The following is a 22,932-nucleotide window of genomic DNA, read 5'->3' on the forward strand; positions in this document are numbered from 1 at the left end:
GAAACTTTTCAGGGCCAAGCAGCGTCTATATTCAAGGTAATATATTCTTTATTTACCTAATTCAGTAGTTTCCTAAGAGAGTAGAGGATATCATGAAGAAAAAAAGAAATTTGCTGGTGAGCATGGTAATGGGGTTGACAGCGTGTCTGGCTCTTTGGACTCCCGGGGCTGCAACAGCAGCAGCTAGTGGCGGTGGCTCCGGCATCTCGTCCTACGGACCCGACTATCTGATTAAGGATGACGGTACCCTGTGGGTCTGGGGTGAGACGAAGTCCGTACCTACGCAGGTACACGGACTAAGTGATGTACAAGCTTCTTTCCCGCTATATTACAGTGCAATGGTAGCCACCAAGGATGGCTCGGTCTGGAAGTGGGAGAGCAACGCCCGCACTATGGCCATCGAAGTTAAGCCAGTGCCGGAATTGAAGAATATAACCAGTTTCCAAAGAGTATACCCCCGTCATTTGGCAGTCACCGGAGAGGGTACGGTATATACTTCAGTTACGTCAACTGACGATAATACGACTCCTCCGTTTGCGCCTGTTCCAGGCCTGGATCACGTTGCAGCTATCTCTCAATATTCCGAGAGCAACAAGCTTAACAATAAGGTTAGCAGCTGGAAGCGTTATCTGTTCTTGAAGACAGACGGGACGGTCTGGACCAGTATTGACGAACTTGCCACTTTTACACCCGTTGCCAATCTGAAGGATATTGTTCAGCTCGAACAGAATTATGCGCTCAGCAAGGATGGCAGCGTCTGGAGCTTGCCCGTCCAGGATAGTTATGACCCGCAGACCTATAGTGACCCGGTGCAGATAACTGCAACCCCATTTTCCGGCTTAAAAGATATTCAGGCACTGTACAACAATGGCCGCAGCCGGCTCGCGATTGACAAGCAATCCCGTCTATGGTTCTGGGGCTCCACGGTCACCGGATATTCGGATGGAACCACGTATCAGGATGAACCCGTTCCGGTTGTCTTCTCAGGGATCAGCAAGGTGACCGATGCCTACATCGTTGAACAATCTATTGTCGCCCTGACCTCAGACGGCAAGGTCTATGCGGCTTCGATTGCTGCTGAGCTTATGTCGCCGAATGCAAAGTTCACCTTGCTTGCTTCCGATATTCAGTCGATGAAGGGCGACAGAAGGCATATTATTATGCAGAAAAATGATGGCACGCTCTGGGGCTGGGGTGTAAACAAGAATGCTCAGCTCGGATACGGAACCTATGAATTCAGCTATAAGCAGCCTGTCCCGATGCAGAAGCCGATCTCCGTTACCCTGAATAGCGAATCCATCGCCTTCACGAACGGAGTAATTACCCGGGGCGGACAGAATTTCATTCCGCTGCGTTCGCTGTTCACTAAGATGGGAGCTACTATCGGTTATTCCATGGACAAAGTGGTAACGATCACCGGTACCGCTGCCGACAAAACCCCGCTAACCATCGTCATCAAGACCGTGAACGGAGCTACCACCGTAAATGGTAAAAGCGTCACTCTGGCAACACCGCCATTTGTAGTTAATGGTACCGTCTACCTGCCGCTGCGTTTCATCAGCGAACAGCTCGGCGCCAAGGTCGACTGGCTGCCGCAGGAGAGCAGAATTGCGATTAGTATGAAGTAATAAGGAGCTTGGAGGAACAAGATCCTTTGCTGAGTTACAAGCTGTCATAAAAGAAAACTAGGGTTCGTGATAAAATCCAAATGTTGTACATTATGCAGGATTTCCATTGGCGGGTAAGGAGTAGCGGGAAGCGGGGATCGAGTCTTAAACCTACTATATAAATTGAACTAATGATTTTTATGTTTTGGGAATAGCCGTGACTCCAGAGAAGTTTTGCACTTCCAGCCGCTGCCCTTCTGCAGATTTCTTGATATATACCGTTCTATCCGCCCACCCAAAAAGCGCCCCCTCAGCCTAAGCTGAGGGGGCACTTCTATTATAACTATCTATTTATTGTCATCAACCGGTTAAGACAACCGGCCGCTGAAGTCACTATATTCGAACTCGCGGATCACCTTGAGGCCTTCTTCTTCATTATAAGAAGCGATGGCCGGGAGGTTGACGCCGTTGAACATGTGGTTCTTCACCATGGAGTAATGCGCCATGTCGGTGAAGATCAGCTTATCGCCGTATTTGAGCGGCTCCGGGAAGGAATAATCGCCAATAACATCCCCCGCCAGGCAGGTCATGCCGCCCAGCCGGTAGGTGTAAGGGAATTCGCCCGGTTCTCCGGCACCGATAATGCCCGGACGGTAAGGCATCGCCAGCACATCCGGCATATGGCATTCCGCCGAAGTATCGAGAATCGCGATGTCCATGCCGTTATGCATCGTGTCGAGTACCGTTGCAACCAGATAACCAGTGTTCAAGGCAACGGCCTCTCCCGGCTCCAGATAGATCTCCACGTTGTACGTCTCTTTCATATGCAGAATGCACTTGATCAAGGTGTCGAGATCATAGTCAGGACGGGTAATATGATGCCCGCCGCCGAAGTTCAGCCATTTCATACCGTGCAGATATTGCCCGAACTTCTCTTCTACGACCTTAAGCGTACGCTCCAGCGTATCCGAGTTCTGTTCGCACATGGTATGGAAATGCAGACCGTCAATGCCGTCCAGCTCGTCCGGCCGGAAGTTCGGCAGGGTTACGCCCATACGGGAGAAGTTGTAGCAAGGATCATACAGCGGCACTTCAATCTCGGAATACTCCGGATTGACGCGGATGCCGCAGCTAATCTGCTTCGGTGCGTTCTGCACGCGCTGCTTGAACCGGCTCCACTGGTCGAACGAGTTGAATACCATATGATCGCTGTAGCGAAGCAGTTCATCGAACTCGCGGTCGATATAAGCGGGTGCATAGACATGCACCTCTTTGCCCATCTCCTCGAAGCCCAGCCGGGCTTCGAACAGGGAGCTGGAGGTTACGCCATGCAGGTATTTGCCGACCAGCGGGTACATGGCGTGCATGGAGAAGCCTTTTTGCGCGAGAAGAATCTTGGCTCCGCTCTGCTCCTGCACGTAATTGAGTGTCTCCAGGTTCTTCGTCAGCAGACGCTCGTCCACGAGATAGGCAGGAGACGGCAGATTGCTGATATCAATATCGATGTCCTTGTTCTTCATGGCCATGCGCCTTAATCCAGCAGCGTCGGCGAGAAATCTTCTTGCCAAGGCAGGCCGTGTTTGTTAAGAGCATCCATGAACGGATCGGGATCGAACTCTTCGATATTGTGTACGCCCGGCTTGTTCCAGATACCTTTGATAATCATCATTGCCCCAATCATCGCAGGAACGCCTGTAGTGTAGGAAATGGCCTGTGAGCCAACCTCTCTATAGCACTCTTCGTGATCGCAGACATTATAGACATAATAGGTCTTAGGCTGGCCGTCTTTGGTTCCTTGAATGATACAGCCGATATTGGTTTTACCTTTGGTTCTTGGTCCCAGGGAAGCCGGGTCAGGCAGAATGGCCTTCAGGAACTGCAAAGGAATAATCTCTTTACCTTCATAATTGATCGGCTCAATAGAAGTCATGCCGACATTCTCAAGCACCTTCAGGTGGGTCAGATAGTTCTGCGAGAAGGTCATCCAGAAGCGGATTTTCTTCACGCCAGGGATATTAACAGCCAGGGATTCCAGCTCTTCATGGTACAAAAGATAGATGTCCTTCGGACCGATCTCCGGGAGATCGTATACTTTCTTCTCGGACAGCGGCGCTGTCTCAATCCACTCGCCATTCTCGAAGTAACGCCCGTTCGCTGTGATCTCGCGGATATTAATCTCAGGATTGAAGTTGGTCGCAAACGGATAACCGTGGTCGCCCGCGTTCGCATCCACAATATCAATCGTATGGATCTCGTCAAAATAATGCTTCTGCGCATAAGCCGTAAATACACCGGTTACGCCAGGGTCGAAGCCGCTGCCGAGCAGCGCTGTAATTCCGGCCTTCTCGAATCTTTCCTTGTAAGCCCATTGCCAGGAATATTCAAACTTCGCAGTATCCTGCGGTTCGTAATTCGCTGTATCCACATAGTGCACTCCGGTAGCCAGGCAGGCATCCATGATCGTCAGATCCTGGTAAGGAAGAGCCACATTAATCACGACATCCGGCTGGAAGCTCTTGATCAGCTCAATCACTTCTTCCGTATTGTCAGCATCCAGCTTGGCCGTAGAAATCTTAGTCAGGCCCCCGTCCAGCTTCTCCTTGAGCGCATCGCACTTCGACACCGTACGGCTGGCAATGCAGATCTCTTCGAATACATCCGGGTTCTGGCAGCATTTATGAACAACAACGCTCGCTACACCGCCAGCGCCAATAATTAACGCTTTTCCCAAATTAATAACCCCCTAATTATGCTTAAGTTATTAGTTATTAGCCTTGCTGCTCTGGAACAGGCTACATCCTATGAAAAATCAACAACGCTGATTATACAGAAACTTTCTCAATAAATCAATAAAATCCGACAAAAACTGTGATCTTCCGTGTAAAATCTGCAGTTTTCTACATTAATACTCTGTAATTCACTTCATTACACTGAAATCCTTCGTTTTCCTTCGCTTTTAACCTTAATAAATTGAATCCCAGCTTAGGGCTCCGTCCACATGTCAGTCCATCAGGCCAACCGGATAATTATATCACAACGGCGGTGTTGTTCAACTTTTTTATTTCAAATTTAAGCAAGGCCAGCCGGACAAAAGTGCAAATGAGGCACATTATAATAACTTACCCGTTTTTCGCTGCCGTTAACTGATCACTGTAAAGGTCACCCAATGTTAACTAATGATCCGGTCCATCCGTGTATTATGCGTAACCCTGTCTATCCCATACCTCTGTCATACTTGAGCGTTGCGGGATTGGCGGAATCTCATCGCAGACGGCGGCTGCCCGCTGAGCTGCTTGAAGGCTTTGCTGAAATGAAACTCATCGCTGTATCCGCAGGCGGCCGCAATCTCCTTCAGGGTTAGCCTGGTGTACAGCAGCTGCTTCTTCGCGTGCTCATAGCGGATTTCACTTAAATACCCTTTGGGACTCTTGTGCAGATATTGCTGAAAAAGACTGCGTACATACGAGGAGGATATACCGTAGCGCACCGCCAGCTCATGGATCTGCAAGGGTTCACTGTAGCTGCGCTCAAGCTCCTCCTTCATCCGTACGAACAGTTCATATCCCTGTCCCCGGTCAGGATTACCGCTATCCTTAGCCTGAAATAATTCGTACAAAAGCTGATAGAGCAGCGCCTGGGTCTTAAGCTGGCTGCCGGGACTGCCGGGAACAAAATCGCCGGCAATCCGGCGGAACAACTCACCCAGCTGTCTGCCCGGCTCCCTCCCCGGCTTCAGTTGAAACGGCAAGGGCAGTTCATGAAGCGGCTCTACCCTCCCCTGATTGTCCGCTGAAGGCGACAACGTATACAGCGAGAGCAGGATCATGGTGATGCCCAAAGGCTCCCCGCCTCCGCTGCTCATCTCCATGGACAGTCCCGGCCGCAGATAGAACAGCATGTCCGGTGACACCGGATGCTCCGCTGTGTCTGTCCGGAACACTCCCTCCCCCTCCTGAATCCAATACAGGCTGTGGACATGTATATTCTGACGGATATCCCTCCAGTGCGGGAAGGTGGTCTTGTCATGAATCCAGTGGATATCTATCACCAGATTCTGCGGAATTCCCTCCATATAATAGCTCCTCCGTTTCTCAGCCTGCCATTTACCAGGGATTCAATACTGAAGCGTTTTTGACATACCAATTCTGTTCATTATACCATGCCACTCCCCTGCATTCATTGCTACACTTAGGACATTAACGGCTGGAATGATGAAGGAGAGATACCAAATGACTGAATCCCTGTCCACCCCGGCACAAGCCCTGGATTACATGCCTTGGATTGGCCTGTCCGAGCAAGAACGGCTTAAGCAGGACCGGCACCAGAAGCAGCTTGCTGCGGATTATCCCTGCAACTTCGGGGAAGCCTGCTTCGTCTCGCCGCAAGCCATTGTGCTGCCGGATCAGCTGGCGCTCGGTGACCGGAGCTACATTGCCGGAGGTGCGATTGTCCGCAGCACACGGCTGGTCACGGGCAGTGACTGCTCTATCAACAGCTATAGCATATTGTCAGGCGATATTACCATGGGGAATGGCGTGCGGATCGCTTCCCATGCAAGTCTATACGGCTTCAATCACGGCTATGCTGTGACGGATGTTCCGGTCTTCCGCCAGCCTTTGACAGTCAAGGGCATTGTCATAGGAGATGATGTGTGGATCGGGGCTAATGCCGTGATTCTTGACGGAGTGCGGATCGGGTCGCACAGCATTGTTGCAGCGGGGGCGATAGTAACCCGCGATGTTCCAGCTTACAGCATTGTCGGCGGCAACCCGGCCAAGCTGATCCGCAGCCGTCTGGCCGGGGAGACAGCGGTAACAGATCATAAGGAGGATATGATAGTGAGGAAGATGGAACTTGCAGGCAAACTCGCAAAGCATATGACGGATGCTTCGGGACAATCCTCTGGACATGGAGTAGATGGGGCAGCCGCTCCTAACCCCCTATACAAACAGTTGCTCAGTTTCAGCAAGCAGGTGCAGGAGCAGCTGACTCCCCTGCTTGCGTTCTACTCCGAAACGATAGAGGGAGAGAACCTGTTCCGGGACCGGCCGGGAGCGGGGCGGACTGTACGGGCCTACTGCGATGCCGTGGAGATCGCTGCGATGTTCGGCAATCTGCCGCCTGGCTGGACGAAGGAGGAGCTGATCGCTACATTAGAGCAGTTCCAGGATAGCCGGACCGGATTATTGCCCGACCCGTGGTCGCCGCCCGGGCCGGAGGATCAGCCGGAGCTGTTAGCCGATCATCTCTCGCGTTATCATCTTCTCGCTGTAGGCTACGCGCTTGAGGTGTTAGGTTCTGCTCTGCCTTATCCCGTTGCCGTGGCCGAGAATATGGATACCGCCACACTGTATCAGCAGCTTGATAGTCTGCCCTGGGGGGACAATGCCTGGGGCGGCGGCGACTGGATTGATTGCTATGCTACCGGGCTGTATCACAATCTGAAGTCCTTTGGCTCCGGCAAGCGCCCGGATGGTCTGTTCGGCTGGCTGGCGACGCATTGCCGCCGGGACTCCGGGCTGTGGGGTCTGCCTACTGCGGAGGAGGGCTGGCTGCAGCCGGTGAACGGCTTTTACCGGCTTACACGCGCTACCTATGCCCAGTTCGGCCTGCCCCTGCCTTACCCGGAGCAGAGCATCGATACCGTGCTGGCTCACAGCCGGGACCGCCGCTTCTTCCGCCTGGACGCGCTGAATGCCTGCAACGTGCTGGATGTCGTCCACCCGCTCTGGCTCTGCCTGAAGCAGAGTGATTACCGGCAGGCGGAGATTCGCGCCTGGGCAGAGAAGCTGCTCGGCGAAGTGCTGCCCTTCTGGGTTCCCGGAAGCGGCTTCGCCTTCCAGCTGTCGCGCCAGCAGGAGACCGGCCTGCAGGGCACGGAGATGTGGCTGAGCATCATTTATCTGCTGGCCGATCTGTGCGGGTTAAGCTCCTCTCTGGGCTACTCCCCGAAGGGAGTACACCGCCTGGAGCCCGCCTTCTCGTTATCCGTATAAACGCAGCTTGCGCCCACAAGGCGGCTTGAACTTATTTTCATAAGTGGAAACGGCTTTGCCGTCCTTTTAAAGGATGGTACCGTTTCAGCGCAAAAACCCCGTCGTCTCCGCTCGTTCTGAGCAGAGATGACGGGGTTTTGTTCGCTTTTACATGCAGCTTCCGATTATTGCCCGAAGCCGACGCGCGGACGCTCGCGCTCCTTGGTCTGCAGCTCTACTGCCCGGATCGAGGTAATGGGAATGTAGAGGGTCTGATACTCCGTACTGTATTTCACGAACCGTTCATCCAGCTCCTCCAATACGCCTCCTCTAACACTTGTACCATCCAAAAAATGAATATGAACTTCCTGTCCCTTCAGCGCTTCCAGCATGCTCTTCCTCTCCTTCGTCTTACAAATGTGTGATGATAGTGTCAATAATTCCGTATTCCAATGCCTCCTCAGCCGACATGAAGTAATCCCGGTCCATATCCTTCTCCACCTTCTCCTTCGGCTGGCCGGTCCGCTCAGCAGTGATCACGACAATCTTCTCACGGATCTGAAGAATACGTCTGGCGCTGATCGCAATATCGCTGGCCTGCCCCTGCGCCCCGCCATGCGGCTGATGGATCATAATCTCGCTGTTCGGCAGGGCCGATCTTTTGCCAGTGGCTCCCGCAAGCAGCAGCAGTGAAGCGAACGAAGCAGCAAAACCGGTACAGATCGTGTTGACTTGAGGTTTAATTACCTGCATCGTATCATAAATACCGAAGCCTGCGGTAGTTGAACCTCCCGGGCTGTTGATGAACATCTGAATATCCTTATCCGGCTCATCGGCCGCGAGGAACAGCAACTGCGCAATAATGCTATTAGCCAGCCCGTCATCAATTGCCGCACCCACGAATACAATCCGGTCCTTCAGCAGCCGGGAATAGATATCATAGGAACGCTCTCCTCTGACCGTCTGTTCTATCACATAGGGTATTACACTCATTCTGGTATGCCTCCTCTGATCTGTTTTAGTGTGGATACCCTGTAAACGGGTTGCCTGCGCGAAAAGATACGGAAAGCGGAAGAGGTGCGGAAATAGCGGGGTGCGTATCTTTTACATTGTGCCATTCGTTTATATAATAGAAGCAACGCAACCCATCGAAGGAGAGGGCTACTATGACGATTCTTGAACATCACCGGACACCGGATACGATAGCTATGGATACAAGACATCTTCAGGAGCTGGGAGCAACGCTGCAGCGCTACTGCCTGTCGCTCACCCGCTCCCGCTTCGATGCCGATGATCTGGCGCAGGAGACCTGGGCCAAAGCGCTCGGCTACCGCAAATTCACCATCAGCCCCAATCCCGAAGCCCTGCTGCTGCGGATTGCCAAGAATACCTGGATTGACGCTTCCCGCCGCCGGGGGTCGCTCATCCGTGCCATGGAACGGTCCGGAGTGTCATCCGATCCAGCTTCTGCAGCGGCAGCCCTAGAGGAGCTGACCGGGACGGAGCTGACCTTTCAGGCGCTACTCGCCCATCTCTCGCCGCCGCAGCGGACCGCCTGGGTCCTCCGCGATGTGCTGGGGTATTCAGCCGCCGAGTCCGCCGGACTCTTGGCAACCACGGAAGGAGCAGTCAAAGCAGCGCTGCACCGTGCACGTCAAGCCTTGAGCAAGGTCCGGGAGGAGCTGATCCAGCATGAAGGTCCCGCGCTTCCGCAGGATGCTGATTACCGGGGTTATCTGCGGGCGCTGGCTGAAGCCTATGAGCAAGGGCAGGTTCCAGTATTGCTGGAGCTGCTCCGCCAGGAGAACGCCGGGGAGGTAACCGCTGCTGTAAGCAGCTTTACCATTCAGTCCGTGCATTCCGTGTATACAGACAACGCAAGATACGCCTATACCCATGGAGCGCCTGCATCAGGCGGACTTCGGATGGCTGCATAATACCGATGAATGGAGCAGCGGCTCTGCTCTGACTATAACTTAGGAGAGTGATCCCATGAAGAAGGTGCTTGTGCTTGGAGGGACGAGATTTTTCGGCAAAAGACTGGTGGAGCTGCTGCTCCAGGACCAGGACAGCGAGGTCACCATCCTGACCCGGGGGCTAACTGAGGATACCTTCGGTGAGCGTGTTACCCGGCTGGCTGTGGACCGGACGGATGAAGCGGCGCTTGAGCAGGCTGTCGGGGATACCCAATGGGATATCGTCTACGATAACATTTGCTACACGCCGGATGAGGCGGCGGCAGCTGTGCGGATCTGGACAGGGCGAGCCAAGCGGTATATCCTGACTTCCAGCTTATCCGTGTACGATCCGCAGCCGGAGGCGCTGGCTGAAACGGACTTCGATCCTTGGCATTATCCGCTGAAGCCTGGCGGAAAGACGGAAGTCAGTTACCAGGAAGGCAAAAGGCAAGCCGAAGCGATTCTGCTTCAGACAGCGGATTTCCCGGTGGCTGCGGTACGTTTTCCGATTGTGCTGGGCACGGATGATTATACGCGCCGGCTGCATTTTCACATCGAGCATGTTCTGGCGGGAAGGCCGGTTGGCATCCCTAATCCGCAGGCGGAGATCTCGTTCATCCGTTCGGACGAAGCGGCTGCTTTCCTGCATTGGCTGGGCCGGGAAGGCTCAGCCGTTACGGGGCCGGTGAACGCCTGCTCGGACGGCACCCTCACCATTGGCGGCGTCATCTCCATCATCGAACAGATCACCGGAAGAACGGCTGTCGTCCAGAGTGAAGCGGCGGAGGCGGATCAATCGCCTTTTGGCATCGGAGCATCCTGGTTCATGGATACGTCAAAAGCCCGCAACGCGGGCTTCAGCTTCCTGTCCTTATCAGAGTGGTTCCCGGAGCTGGTCTCGTCGCTGACCCATTCACTTCGCCAGGACCAGTAACTCCTCCTCCAGCTCTTTGGAGATCTCTTTTGGCGGTTCGTTCACAAGCGTACTCAGGCCGGGCGCAGGCTTATCCTGCAACGGTATTCCCGCAGGCAGGGGCCGGTGAATTCCGGCTTCCGCCTTTTTTTCCGGCTGTTTAGTTAGCTTTGTCTGCATCTCCCGCTGTGGCTTGGGCTGGATGTTCGCAGCCTCCGATATTTTGAACACATTAATCTCCCGGAACAGCCGCTGCGAGATTTCATTAATCTCCCCGGCCTGCCTTGCAATGTCCCCGATGGCCTGATCCTGCTGGATGCTGGAAGCGTTAACCTCCTGAACTCCGGCCGCCGTCTGCTCAGCTACAGCCGCAACAGAATGTACAGATTCGGCAAGCCGCGAATTGAGGGTACGCGTCTGTTCCACCTTGTGGTGAATTTGACCGATCTGTGTGCTGATGCCTGTAATCGATTCGTTGATAGCTTCGAACGAGGCCAAGGTCTGCTCTACCTGATGATCCTGCTGCTCCAGATTGTCCCGGGTCTCCATCATATGCCCTTGGAAATCCTCCATACCGGCCCCAAGCTCCTGAATAATCCTGCTGATGAGCACCGAGGAGTCATTCGTCTGCACGGACAACTGCCGCACTTCATCGGCAATCACGGCGAAGCCTTTGCCTGCTGCTCCAGCCCTCGCTGCTTCAATCGCGGCGTTCAGCGAGAGAATATTCGTCTGCTTCGAGATTTCGGTGATCGAATGGGTAATGCGCGAGATATCCTTGGACTGGCTCACCAGCTTGTCCAGCGCCCCGTACACCTTGCTGATGGACACCCGGGAATGCCGGGAGCTCTGGCGCAGCGCCGTAACGGTATCCGAGCCCTGCTGTCTGTTCCGGTTAGCGGCTTCACTCGTAGTCAGCATCACATCCGTATAGTCAGTAATCTCCTGAACCCCGCAAGCCAGCTCCTCCAGGAGTTGTGTGCTCTGCTCCGACTGGCTGGCCTGCTGGTCTGCCCCAAGCGAAATCTCCTGTATGGTTCTGACAATATTCTGGTTCGTATGCGCTGTAACCGCCGAAGAACCCTTAAAAGATTGTGCGTAATCGGCAAGCGAGCCTGCCGCAGACAAGGTCTGCCGCAGCATCTCCTGTACCCTGCCGACCATATGGTCGAAATGATGGCTCAATTGTCCCAGCTCGTCATTGTACGGGGAGTTAATCTGCTGCCGAAGATCGCCCTCCGCGATCTGTCTGAGCGCCGCCTGAAGCTTGCGCACCGGTGACAGGAACGAGCGGATCAGCAGCCAGGCGAGCACCAACATGAACAGAGAGACTGCAATCGCAGCATACATCACGATGGATACCGTATCATCCAGCAGCGCGAAGGAGACCCCCTGGGCCTGATCAGCATTGGTAGCGGCAGCGGTATACAGCTCACCGTTAGTCTTCAGCATGTCCTGATTCAGCGCAAGCGCTTTTGTATGTATACCATCTATGGTCTCCAGTACACTCAGCGGGTCAAGGGTCTCGTCCGACATCGTCGTTACCAGTTCCTTCATTAGAGCGCCATATTCTTTTGCTTGTGCAGACAGCAGCTTATAGCTCGCAGAAGCAGGCGTACCCAGCTCAAAATTTACCTTGGCCAGCTCCGTGGACAGCTGCTGCTGCTTCTCCTTCAAGGGCTCTGCCTGCTCCAGGTCACTGGAATCCGCCAAGGAAGTCTCCGCACGGTTCAGCTCCTGCAGCTGCTGGGTGATGGTTGAGACCGTAATTCTATTCTCCATTTCGCTCTTCTGCCGTTCCATGGATCGCTCGACCTGCTTGATTTTATGTCCCTGGTACATAGCCACGCCCAGAAAAATAAGCGTAATCGCCGAGAAACTCAAAATCAGCTTCCATTTCATCGAAAAGTGCAGCAGATTCCCCTTCAAAAGTATCATCCCTTCATATCCAGCCTGATTTTGCAATAGGTATATTCTGCTAATACTCTCTCATTGTAAAAGCCGGATATTAATTGTCCTCCTAAGTTATGTATGCGCAGCGTAAAGAATCTGTTGCGAAACTGTTAACAAATGTGCAGAATTTAAGGAAATAGGCCCAGGCAGATGGAGCCACCGGACGCACTTGATAGACTCAGGCTGAAGGCTAAAAGCTGAGGGCTGAAGGCTAGTGCTGCCGGAAATATCGTTGACAGAAGGGTAGATAGAGTAACTATGGGTACGGATAACAGTGACAACAGGCTTGCTGCAACATCGAGGGAAGAATTAAGAGATTGGCTGATCGCGAATAGCACCACGGAGGGCTCTTGCTGGGTAGAGGTCAGTCTGAAGCCGCTTCCGGGGACGATACTGTATCTGGACGTCGTGGAAGAAGCACTGTGCTTCGGCTGGATTGACGGGGTGAAAAAGGCGGCGGCTGACTCGAAGCTGATACAGAGATTATCTCCGCGCAGCAAGCGTAGTTCATGGACCGAGCTGAATAAGGAGCGCGTGCGAAGGCTGGAGAAGCTGGGCCTGATGCGCGATGAGGGACGGCGAAGCCTGCCTGATATGGATGCCGGAGCATTTCGAATCGATCCCGTGATTGAACAGAGCTTGAAAGCGGACGAGCAGGTGTACCGTCATTTCCTGGCCTTTCCGGCGCTGTATCAGCGGGTGCGGATCGACACCATTCAGAGCTATATCCGCCAGCCGGAGCTGTTCGAACGCAGATTAGACAAATTCATAGAGAATACCCGTATGAACAAAATGTACGGAGAGTGGCATGACAACGGGCGTCTGCTTGATTATTAGTTCGGTTAGATTATTAGTTCTGTTAGTGAGTTTGATTTCGGACATCAAATTAAATCTATATAGTTGGAAAAACGTTAAGCCTGTTGATTACCCAAAAAAAGGTAGCAAAAAGGCCGCCATTTCGATAAAGTGTTTGTACCCCTACAAACCTTCCGAAACGAGGCGGCCTCATGAAAAAGTCTACTTCAATTTCAAACATTCTGCAATTGGTGATTCCCGAGGAAAAACTACGTCCGATTCTGGAAGAATTAAACTATATTGATGTTGCGCGTAAATTTACCGTGTATGATTTGTTTTTGTTTCTAGCTGAAGCAGCGTTTCAGCAGTGGGACGGGTACCGAGACGGCGCGCAACGGATGTCCCTTCAGGGACAACGTGCGGTGAATTATTCGACGCTTTCCAAAAAGGCTAAAGAGGTTCCTTTCTCCTTATTTAAGCGTCTATTGAAACTCATGATAGGGCTCTGTAATCGGAAGGCCAAGCGGTCACTCGGTATTCCGAAAGAACTGTTAATCGTGGATTCAACCACCATTTCGGTCGGTCAAGGCCGCTTGCCTTGGGCACAAATTAAAGGCAGAAAAGCAGGCGTTAAGCTGCATGTCGGATTACTTGGGGACTCGAATGAATTGCACAAAGTGACGGAGACCCCGGCTGTACAGCATGATTTAAACAGTTGCGCCTTCCTGCTCGACAGCCAATATATTTTGGTGGCAGACCGCGCTTACGGGAAGCACAAGCTGTTTGACAGCTATCAAGAGAAGAAAGAGCGGCAATATTTTGTCATTCGGCTTAAGGATAACACCACGCTCGTGAATCCGGTCCCGCGCCTGCGAAATCGCCCATTTGAGGGAAGTATCGAGCAGGATTTGACGTGCCAATTAGGAAAGGTTAAGGCGCTCAGCAAGAATCAGTTTCGGGTGGTGATTCTTAAAGATCCTAAAGGGAATCCCGTCATTCTTGCGACAAATCTGCACTGGCACTCCCCCGAAGCCATAGCAGACATCTATAAGAAACGTTGGCAGATTGAAGTATTTTTTCGTTGGATTAAGCAGCATTTAAACATTCCCAAGTTATTTGGAACCACAGAAAATGCAGTATATGGGCAGCTATACGTGGCTTTATTGGTGTATGTGTTGCTAAAGTTTCTGTTTGAACAGGGAAATAGTACTGTGCATGTTAGCGCTAGATTAACGTTCGCCGAGTTTGATCGATTATTTACGCTGCAAAAGCTACCTGTGGAGTGGAAGATTTATTTAGCTCATGTTACTGACATTATCACCAAAATATAGGTAATCAACAGGCTTAGAAAAACGTATCTTAGTCTAGGGCATTCGGAGCGTTCGCGGAAATTAATTGGATTTATGACATTTATTTTCGTGCAAACTCCCTCTATGGCTCTGATGCCAGCATATTAAGTGCCTTTTTTCCAACTACGACTCACTGTGCCCCCTTCCACCTCTGAACAAGTGCCTAAAATCCAACTATTCCCTGAGGCAGGAACTGAGGTTGATGGTGAGGTTGGTGCTGAGGCAGGAACTGAAGTTGATGGTGAGGCTGGTGCTGAGGCTAACGCAGATACATATATTGATGCTGATGCAGCTACTGTTCCAGGCCCTGGCGCAAACGTTGACGCTAGTGCGGACATAGTGCGGGTGTATGCGAAAAACCATACACAATGTGCTGCACGAAGGCGAACGGGGCCGATGTATACGGAAAATCGAATATATTTACTATTAATGTTACTGGCGTGGTGCAGACGCTGGCGCAACAGCCATACCCATGCCCACCATACCCAGCCCATACCGTTCTCGCCCTCTGTAATCGCTCAATTTGAGCGATTCACTTACATATCAAAATAAGCCCCCGTAACCGGAGGCCTGACCACACCTTAACCGTCCCTCCGCTCAGTCCCGGCGGTACACCCAGCCACCGGCCTGGCACAGCGCCGCCAGCGCAAGCCCGCCGCCGCCCGGCCCGGTGGGGCGGATCAGCGCCAGATCGGCCGGTGCCCCGGCCGCCAGGCCCGCCGCCGCAGGCAGGGCCATGAAGCCTGCCGGGCGCACGGACGCCATGTCCCAGGCGTCCGGCAGCGCGGCCAGGCCCGCGGCGCTGAGGCGCGCGATGTGGCGCAGCAGCATCTGCGCCGAGCCCGCCAGCAGCCCGGGCTCGCCGGCGAGATGCAGCCGGCCCGCCGGGGTCAGCACAACACGGCCGCCGACCGGCGTGTCGTAGCTGCCGGGCGGAAGCCCGGCCAGGGCAACGGCATCGCTGACCAGCAGTGCCCGCTGGCCCTTGACCTTCATCGCCACCTTCAGCACCTCCTCCGGGAGGTGGAAGCCGTCGGCGATCAATGTGCACCACAGCTCGTCCTCCGCGAGCTGGGTCCACAGGTAGTTCGGATGGCGCGGCAGCATAGCATGCGCGCCATTGCCCAGATGCGTGGATAGCCGCGCTCCGGCGGCAACCGCCCCGGCAATCTGCGCGGCATCCGCTGACGTATGCCCGATGGAGACGGTGATCCCCTGCCGTACGCAGTGGCGGATGAACTCCGCACTCCCCTCCCACTCGGGGGACAGCGTCACGATGGCTAGGCGCCCGCCGGAGGCCGCCTGCCACTGATCGAGCAGAGCCGCGTCCGGGGGCCGGATATGCTCCAGGGCATGTGCCCCGCGCGGACCGTCCTCCGGCGAGAGGAATGGGCCTTCCAGATGGATGCCCTTGATTGTCGCCGCGCTGGCCTCATCCTCGTCACAGGCCCGGGCAATCGCCCGCATCGCTCCGAGGATGGTATACGGCGCGCCGGTAATCACCGTAGGGTAACAGGCGGTCACCCCCTCCCGCCATACCGCACGGACCGCCTTCTTGACATCCTCTGCCGTCAGCGCCGGATGATTGAAATCATGTCCGCCATAACCGTTGATCTGCAGATCCACCAGCCCCGGAGCAACCAGCGGCAGCTCGGTCCGCTCCTCCAGCGTCAGCTGCATCTCCAGCGGTTCGATGGCAGCAATCAAGCCCTCCTCCACAGTAAGCCGGACCGGCTCACCCGTCCGGTAATGCAGCGCCTCCAGCTTCATGAAAAGACCTCCCCGAACGAGTCCGTGTCTACGAACATCCGGCAGTCTCCATGCCCCCGCAAGATGGTGGACGGACATGCCGTAGAGACGGATTCATGCAGCGTACGGGTCACCGCACCGCGCTTGGAAACGCCCGGCACCATGCAGAACAGCCATTGCGCGGACAGCAGCACCGGAATCGTCAGCGTCAAGGCCTGCTGCGGCACTTCTTCCAGGCTGTCAAAACACCCGTCATTCACCTGCTGCCTCCGGCAGATATCATCCAGGTCCACCAGCTTCACAGGAAGCGGATCAGCGAAATCGGCCACCGGCGGATCATTGAACGCCAAGTGGCCGTTCTCCCCAATGCCAAGACACACTATATCGATAGGCGCTTCTGCCAGCAGCCGTCCATAACGCCTGCATTCCGCTTCCGCACCTGCGGCAGGATTCAGATAATGAACCGTACCCGGCCGTACCTTGTTGAACAGTGCCTTGCGGAGAAAGGCACCAAAGCTCTGCGGCGAGTCCGCCGCAAGGCCGGTATATTCATCCATATGGAACGCGGTAATCCGGCTCCAGTCCAGATCCTTCGCAGCGGCAAGCTCGGCAAGGAATTCATTCTGCGAGGGGGCGGCGGCGAAGATGATCCGCACCTGCGCTTTGGAGGCCAGCAGCGCCCGGATGGCCCCCGCCGCCTCAAGTCCGGCAGCAGCTCCTAGCTGTGCACGGTTTTGGTATACTCGGACAAGCATAGCACCCGACAGCTCGGTATGAATCGGTTTGATAGTCAGCATGGGTAGTGCCTCCTTGCTTCAGGGGGTTGTGCGGAACGGTTGCCTTCCTCTCCCCGGAATTCTCCGGGCGTAGCTCCTGTATGCAGCTTGAACAGCTTCGTGAAATAGCTCTTGTTCTCATACCCGAGCCGCTCGGCAATCTGCTCCACGCTTTGCGGAGACTGGTCCAGCCATTCCTTGGCCTGCTCCATTTTGATATGGGTGACGTAGTGGATGAAGCTCATTCCGGTCTCCTTCTTGAACAGACGGCTGAAATAGCTCGAATTCAAATGCGTATATTCCGCCACCTCCTCCAGGGTGATCTTCCGGTTCAGATGGCGGTCTACATATTGCTTCACCTTCTTAATCTCTTCCCGGCGGGTCTCCTGGTACATCTCGCGGATATAAGGAAGCCGTTCGTAGAAGAAAGCCAGGGACCATCTCTCCAGCGTTCCGATATCGTCAATGTCCGCCAGGGTATCATGCAGCAGCTCCAGCGAAAAAGTGGACTGAAACTGCTGCCGGGCCATCAGCCGCATCTGATTGTCATAGAGCAGCTTGAGCATCCATTCCTTCACCTGGCGCGGGGCATAACGCTTATGGCGGATGTGGTCCATCCATTTGGCCAACAGCTCCGCAAGCCTGTCCGCTGATTCCTCCAGGAAGGCTTCGCGGATCTCGTGCGCAGCTTCGGCGTATCGGGTGAACAGGTCCTCCTCTGTGAACGGCGGAAGCTCCTTCAGCCCGGCCAGCTCGCCCGGATTCAAGTAGAAGGCATACTCCCGGCCTTGGGTTATCAGTTCTATCACCCCCTCGCGGAAATGCCCGCTGCCCCGAGGGATACACAGGTATTGAAAGGACGCCCTCACTCCAGGCACGGCTTGAATGACTGAGCGCAGCCTGCCCAGCATAGAGATATGTCCGGCCTCTGCTCCGTTCCCCATACCGCCGGTGAACACCAGTACACAATCACGGCCGCTGTAGGGCAGACATAGAACAACATTGTTATCCTGGTCCACAGCCTCAGCCGCTGATGCCACCAAGGACATCCGCACAAGCTCCTCCCCTGGAGCCTCCCCGCTGTCTCCGCTGATCCGGCAGAGCACAGCGACATGGGCTGTGAGCTCAGGCTGAATGCCCAGCTCGGCAGCGTCACTCTGCCACTCGTTGTCCGGCAGCTCCCGGGCCGTGATCCGCGTAAGCACCCGTTGCTTCAGCAGCCCCTTTTGATGCTCGGCCATACTTTTCCACTTCATCGTCTGAGCCTTCTCCTCGTCCCTGCGGTGCAGTTCCCCGCCCAGCTCCCGGAGCAGGGTGGTGATCAGCTCTCTGCTCATCGTCTCCTTCAGAATATAGTCGCTCACCATCAGCTTGACCGCCTGCTGCGCGTAGGTGAAATCATCCATGCAGGACAGCACCACCACGCGCACCTCCCCGCTTCGCAGCTTCAGCTCGCGGATCAGCTCCAGACCATCCATATACGGCATGCCAATGTCTGTAATCACAATATCCGGCATGTCCGCCCCAGCCTTCTCCAGCGCGACCAGACCGTTCTTGCAGGCCGAATGCAGCGTGAATCCAAGCTCGTCCCAGGGAATCATTGCCGACAGAAAATCCAGTACCGGCTGATCATCATCCACCAGCATTACGCTATACATCACTACCACGCTCCCTTTCCTTAAGCTTGATCCGGAATCTGCCCGGGCAGCACGAACCGGGAGGTTGTCCCCTCGCCGGGCCTGCTGTCCATCGTAATCTGGAAGGCTGAACCGTAAGTCAGATAGAGTCGCTCATAGACATTGGACATTCCGATATGGGCCAGCCTGCCAGGCGGCATCGCTTCCTTGCCCGGCGGCTTGGAGCTTAGCCCGGCGCGCAGGCGGTTCAGAGTGACCTCATCCATCCCCTGACCGTTATCTTCTATCTCAATGAACAGCTCGTGATCCTGTGTCCAAGTTCGGATCAGAATACGCCCACCCCCTTGGCGCAGCCCATGAATATAGGCATTCTCAATGACCGGCTGCAGCAGGAAGCGGGGGATACGGACGCTAAGGCTCTCAGAGGTACAATCTGTATCCAGCGCCACCTCCTCGGACTGGCGGAAATTAAGCAGCTCCACATAGCTCCTGACAATATGCAGCTCATCATGCAGCGTAGTATATTCATCCCGCTGTTGAATCGTCATACGCAGCAGCCGGGAGAGGGAGAGCAGCAGCTCCGCATTCTCCTCATCTCCCCGCATCATAATGCGCAGACGGATCGAGTTCAGAATATTGAACAGGAAGTGGGGATTGATCTGAGATTGCAGCATCGCCAGCTCCGCCTTGCGCTTCTGTGCCTGCTCTTCCTTGATCTGGATAACCATCCGCTCTACCCGGTCCAGCATGTGGTCGAAGGATTTGCCCAGCCGCCCGATCTCATCATAGCCGCGAACCCCTGAACGGAGGCCCAGCTCCCCCCGGTCCACCCGCGCCGCCACCTGATCGAGCCGGATGACCGGCTTCGTGAACTGCCTGACCAGCAGCACCAGAATCAGCAGGAAAAAAGCACCCGACACCACCTGCACCGCCGTACTCCAGCGGTGGGTCGCACTGATCCGGCTGACCGCCTCGCGGTAGGGCGACAGGCTGACAATCCGGTAATTGCCGTAAGGGATCTCCAGACTGCTGAGCAGATACTGCTCCCCCCGGTAATCGATGAAGCTGGAATCGGCGGCAGGCTTCTCGGCATCCACCAGTGAGAACGGCTGGCCCAGCAGGGACTTGTCCCGGGCGGCAGTTACCGTTCCATCCGGTGCAATCAAGAGGGTCTGCTGTCCCTTTCCGCTATCACTCAAGATCTGGCTGATCCGGCTCTCGTCGATACTGATCATCACCGTAGCGTAGGTTGAACTGGAGGATAGCTTGAGATTGCGGGCAATCGTAAGCACCTGCGGGCTGCCTGCCGCTGCGGTCGGAATATAATTATCAATTACGCCTGCCCAGTACAGCTCGAAGGCAGGCTGCTTGCGGGCGGTATCCATCCAGGGCTGCTGGAGCAGTGCCCCGACATCGAGCTTGGCGTAGGAATAGTTGGAGTAATATTGCCCGTCCGAGGTAAGGACGGTAACGAACGTTTTTTCCATCATGGAGGTCACGCTGACCAGCTTGTCGGTCACCTCTTTGAAGTCCAGGATATGCCTCGCGGTATCCGGCTGATGCAGCTTGCTGCGCTGCCAGTTTTCTTTGAGAATGAGTGTGATGCCGGGATCGAACTGGATATAATTCGCCACCAGCACCATATTGCTGAAGAGGTTCGAGATGTACAGGCTCTCCTGCTCCAGCGAACGGCGTTCATTCTGAATCACCTGGGAGCGGAGGATATGCTCTGTGTAGGAATTGGAAATATACAGGGTAATAGAGGCGGGAAGCAGCAGACAGAGCAGGGAAGCGACGAGCAGCTTATTGCGAAAACCGAGTCTCCATCCTCTTGGCAGCAATGGCAATCCCCCTTCACAATCAGTCTATCGTGTCTATGCTTCTATCATATCAGCTTTCCGCCTCCAGCAGCTGATTTCACCACAGGATTTCAGGTGAAATCCGGCCGTTCAGCCCTTCCAATTTTTACTTGTTGGCATCTACAATCTTCTGCAGCTCCGACTGTGCTTTGCTGATCGTAGTCTCCAGATCCTGCTGTTTCAGAATGAACAGCTCGGTTTCTTTGGTAAACGCCGTCTCCAGCTCGCCCTGGTAAGTCGGCGGCACACTTAAGGGAGCAGGCTTCGCATTCTTGATCACATAGGCAAGTGAGGTTCCGTCAATCTTGTCCGGGCTCATGGCCTTGGTTTTGACGCCTGCAATGAACTGGTCCACATCCTGCTTCTTCCAGGCGGAGTATACATTCTGCATCTGCTCGCCTTCTGTGGAGTACCAGCGGATGAAATCATACGCTTCCTGCGGATGCTTCGACTTTTCCAGAATCCCTACGTAGTTGCCGTTAGCAATACTGACCCCGCTAGGTTCTCCTGCACTGTTCGAAGGCATCGGCGCGAACGCGGTGGTGAACGTAGCCGGGAACTCCTCCGACCCGCCTGATTCACCGATCATCCAGTTGCCGGTCACGATCATCGCGGCATGTCCGGTGAAGAACTCCGAGCGGTAGGCGAGCTTCTGGGAGATGGTATCGGCATACGGCACGGCTACTCCGGATTCCTCAGCCTTATTGCGCAGCTCCAGAGATTTACGGATGCCCGCGCTGTCGATATTTAAGGCGCCGTTATTGACCAGATTGTTGTCCTTCTCCTGGTTGATGATTCCCAGCTCCCAGTACATGGCCCAGGTATGGAAATAGGTGCCGAAGGTCTTGGAGGGGCCAGTGCCGCTGGTCAGCTTGGCTGCGTAATCAAGGTAGTCGTCCCAGCTCCATTCGGTGGGAACCGCTAACCCTGCCGCATCCAGCTTGTCCTTGTTCAAGAGGACAAAATAATTCTCAAGCGTATCCGGGAGTGCATAGACCTTACCGTCCACGGATGGATCAATTGTGTATTCGTCAGCCAGCGTGATCCCTTCCTTGCTGATCAGGTCATTGAGCGGAGCCAGCAGGCCAAGTCCGGCACGCTGTGAATAGTCGGTGGCTCCGGGCATGAATACTACATCCAGGTTCTCGCCGGAGGCCACGAGCAGATCCAGCTTTTTCATGCCAGCCACAGAGTCCCCGTTGTCGGCAAGCTCGACATATTCCAGGGTGACGCCCGGATGAGAATCCTCATAGGCCTTCAGCACAGGCTCCATATCCGCCGCAGGGGACCAGTTAGCAACCTTGATTGTTACCGGCTCAGCGGAAGGTGCGGCACTCTCCCCCGCCTCCGGTACAGCCGTGCTGCCAGAAGTGGGAGATGCACTATTGTTGCCCGAATTGCCACAGCCTGCCAAGGCTACCAGAAGCACGACGATCCATACCAGCGCGAACACATTCTTTTTCATCAATAACACCCCTTCTAATGTGGTTTACATCCGGTTATGCAACTTCCGGGAACTTGCCGGCCTTCACCCCTTCACCCCCCCTAAGGAGATGCCTTCGATCACCTGCTTCTGCCCGAGGATGAACACAATCAGCAGCGGGACAATAGCCGAGACCGAAGCCGCCATAATCAGCGAATAGAAAGCGCCATTCCGGTCTGCGAAGGCATTCATGCCAAGCTGTAGCGTGTAGAGCGTCTTACTGTTCAGGAAGACCAGCGGCGTCTGAAAATCATTCCAGGTCCAGATAAACCGCAGAATCGCATACGTGGCAATCGCGGGACGGACCAGCGGGAACAGGATGAAGGTGAAGATGCGCAGATGCCCCGCACCGTCAATCTGTGCCGATTCGATATATTCGTTCGAGAGCGAAGCGAAGAACTGGCGGAGCAAAAAGGTGCCCAGCACGCTGAACCCGCCCAGCAGGATCAGGCCCAGATGCGTATCGTACAGGCCCGTTGAACGGAAGATGATGAACAGCGGCACCAGTGTGGCTTCCGCAGGAATCATATAGGTTGCCAGCACGAGGACGAAGAGTGCATTTCTGCCGGGAAAGCGGATTTTGGTGAAGCCGTAGGCCGCCATGCTGGACACCCCCACAGACAGGAGTGTGGTGAGCGCCGTGACCTTGATTGAATTCCAGTAATAGAGCGTGAAGTTGGCTTTGCCGAACCAGACAGAATGATAGTTGAAGGACGCCCGCAGGGTCTGCGGAATCCATTCAATCGGATACTTGAAGACATCGGCCTCCGGCTTAAGCGAAGCGGACAGCATCCATATAAAAGGGAGCAGAAACACGATACCCAGCAGCGCCATGATCAGGGTGATGATGGCTTTTCCTAAGGTAAGATTGCCCATTC

The 22,932-nt window shown here is 54.6% G+C and carries 17 protein-coding genes and 1 pseudogene; 6 read left to right on the top strand and 12 right to left on the bottom strand.

The features are described 5' to 3' along the window. The first annotated feature begins 92 nt into the window (after positions 1–92). Positions 93–1,628: a stalk domain-containing protein gene (locus tag MKX42_RS23105; RefSeq protein WP_340754921.1), complete on the top strand. Its 1,536-nt coding sequence runs from the start codon at positions 93–95 to the stop codon at positions 1,626–1,628. 347 nt (positions 1,629–1,975) lie between these two features. Here MKX42_RS23105 and nspC read toward each other — a convergent pair whose 3' ends face one another. The 3 genes from nspC to MKX42_RS23120 form a co-directional block, all read right to left on the bottom strand. Further along, positions 1,976–3,112, bottom strand: a complete 1,137-nt coding sequence (gene nspC, locus MKX42_RS23110) for a carboxynorspermidine decarboxylase (protein WP_340757773.1) — start codon at positions 3,110–3,112, stop codon at positions 1,976–1,978. Between the two features lie 26 nt (positions 3,113–3,138). Continuing rightward, positions 3,139–4,338, bottom strand: coding sequence for a saccharopine dehydrogenase family protein (locus tag MKX42_RS23115; protein ID WP_036702452.1), 1,200 nt, complete (start codon positions 4,336–4,338; stop codon positions 3,139–3,141). Between the two features lie 498 nt (positions 4,339–4,836). Further along, positions 4,837–5,679 carry an AraC family transcriptional regulator gene (locus tag MKX42_RS23120; protein WP_340754923.1) on the bottom strand — a complete coding sequence of 281 codons (843 nt, stop codon included), beginning with the start codon at positions 5,677–5,679 and terminating at the stop codon, positions 4,837–4,839. A 565-nt stretch (positions 5,680–6,244) separates the two neighbouring features. On the opposite strand from MKX42_RS23120, the pseudogene MKX42_RS23125 reads away from it, so the two are divergent. Further along, a pseudogene (locus MKX42_RS23125) lies at positions 6,245–6,392 on the top strand (DapH/DapD/GlmU-related protein); the annotation flags it as partial. Between the two features lie 1,375 nt (positions 6,393–7,767). Here the strand turns inward: MKX42_RS23125 and MKX42_RS23130 are convergent. Further along, positions 7,768–7,974, bottom strand: a complete 207-nt coding sequence (locus MKX42_RS23130; protein ID WP_036702456.1) for a hypothetical protein — start codon at positions 7,972–7,974, stop codon at positions 7,768–7,770. Positions 7,975–7,993: 19 nt separating this feature from the next. Next, positions 7,994–8,611, bottom strand: a complete 618-nt coding sequence (locus MKX42_RS23135) for an ATP-dependent Clp protease proteolytic subunit (protein ID WP_340757774.1) — start codon at positions 8,609–8,611, stop codon at positions 7,994–7,996. A 137-nt stretch (positions 8,612–8,748) separates the two neighbouring features. Between MKX42_RS23135 and MKX42_RS23140 the strand changes: the two genes are divergently transcribed. After that, positions 8,749–9,519 carry an RNA polymerase sigma factor gene (locus MKX42_RS23140; protein WP_340754924.1) on the top strand — a complete coding sequence of 257 codons (771 nt, stop codon included), beginning with the start codon at positions 8,749–8,751 and terminating at the stop codon, positions 9,517–9,519. Positions 9,520–9,574: 55 nt separating this feature from the next. Beyond that, positions 9,575–10,474: an NAD-dependent epimerase/dehydratase family protein gene (locus tag MKX42_RS23145; RefSeq protein ID WP_340754926.1), complete on the top strand. Its 900-nt coding sequence runs from the start codon at positions 9,575–9,577 to the stop codon at positions 10,472–10,474. Here MKX42_RS23145 and MKX42_RS23150 read toward each other — a convergent pair. Beyond that, positions 10,454–12,391 (bottom strand): methyl-accepting chemotaxis protein, encoded by a 1,938-nt coding sequence (locus MKX42_RS23150; protein ID WP_340754928.1) that lies wholly within the window; start codon positions 12,389–12,391, stop codon positions 10,454–10,456. The two genes, MKX42_RS23145 and MKX42_RS23150, sit on opposite strands and share 21 nt — an antisense overlap. A 273-nt stretch (positions 12,392–12,664) precedes the next feature. Here MKX42_RS23150 and MKX42_RS23155 point away from each other — a divergent pair, with 273 nt between their 5' ends. Both MKX42_RS23155 and MKX42_RS23160 read left to right on the top strand, forming a co-directional pair. Beyond that, the gene (locus MKX42_RS23155) at positions 12,665–13,243 is read left to right on the top strand and encodes a YdeI/OmpD-associated family protein (RefSeq protein WP_340754929.1); all 579 of its coding nucleotides are present in this window, start codon (positions 12,665–12,667) and stop codon (positions 13,241–13,243) included. A gap of 170 nt (positions 13,244–13,413) precedes the next feature. Further along, positions 13,414–14,532 (top strand): IS4 family transposase, encoded by a 1,119-nt coding sequence (locus MKX42_RS23160; protein ID WP_340751609.1) that lies wholly within the window; start codon positions 13,414–13,416, stop codon positions 14,530–14,532. A gap of 615 nt (positions 14,533–15,147) precedes the next feature. Here the strand turns inward: MKX42_RS23160 and MKX42_RS23165 are convergent. The 6 genes from MKX42_RS23165 to MKX42_RS23190 all read right to left on the bottom strand — a co-directional run bounded on the left by MKX42_RS23165 (position 15,148) and on the right by MKX42_RS23190 (position 22,930). After that, on the bottom strand, positions 15,148–16,320 hold the full coding sequence (locus MKX42_RS23165; RefSeq protein ID WP_340754931.1) for an N-acetylglucosamine-6-phosphate deacetylase: 1,173 nt from the start codon (positions 16,318–16,320) through the stop codon (positions 15,148–15,150). After that, entirely contained in the window at positions 16,317–17,096 is a 780-nt protein-coding gene (locus tag MKX42_RS23170; RefSeq protein WP_340754933.1) for a glucosamine-6-phosphate deaminase, read from the bottom strand. Before MKX42_RS23170 ends, MKX42_RS23165 begins: the two co-directional genes overlap by 4 nt. Further along, the gene (locus MKX42_RS23175; RefSeq protein ID WP_340754935.1) at positions 17,090–18,733 is read right to left on the bottom strand and encodes a response regulator transcription factor; all 1,644 of its coding nucleotides are present in this window, start codon (positions 18,731–18,733) and stop codon (positions 17,090–17,092) included. Before MKX42_RS23175 ends, MKX42_RS23170 begins: the two co-directional genes overlap by 7 nt. Positions 18,734–18,753: 20 nt before the next feature. Further along, on the bottom strand, positions 18,754–20,553 hold the full coding sequence (locus tag MKX42_RS23180) for a cache domain-containing sensor histidine kinase (RefSeq protein WP_340754937.1): 1,800 nt from the start codon (positions 20,551–20,553) through the stop codon (positions 18,754–18,756). 124 nt (positions 20,554–20,677) lie between these two features. Beyond that, on the bottom strand, positions 20,678–22,036 hold the full coding sequence (locus tag MKX42_RS23185; RefSeq protein WP_340754939.1) for an ABC transporter substrate-binding protein: 1,359 nt from the start codon (positions 22,034–22,036) through the stop codon (positions 20,678–20,680). Between the two features lie 63 nt (positions 22,037–22,099). Further along, positions 22,100–22,930 (bottom strand): carbohydrate ABC transporter permease, encoded by an 831-nt coding sequence (locus MKX42_RS23190; protein WP_340757775.1) that lies wholly within the window; start codon positions 22,928–22,930, stop codon positions 22,100–22,102. Between the last annotated feature and the right edge of the window lie 2 nt (positions 22,931–22,932).

Origin of the sequence: Paenibacillus sp. FSL R7-0204 (assembly GCF_038002225.1) — a bacterium.
Classification (GTDB): domain Bacteria; phylum Bacillota; class Bacilli; order Paenibacillales; family Paenibacillaceae; genus Paenibacillus_AQ.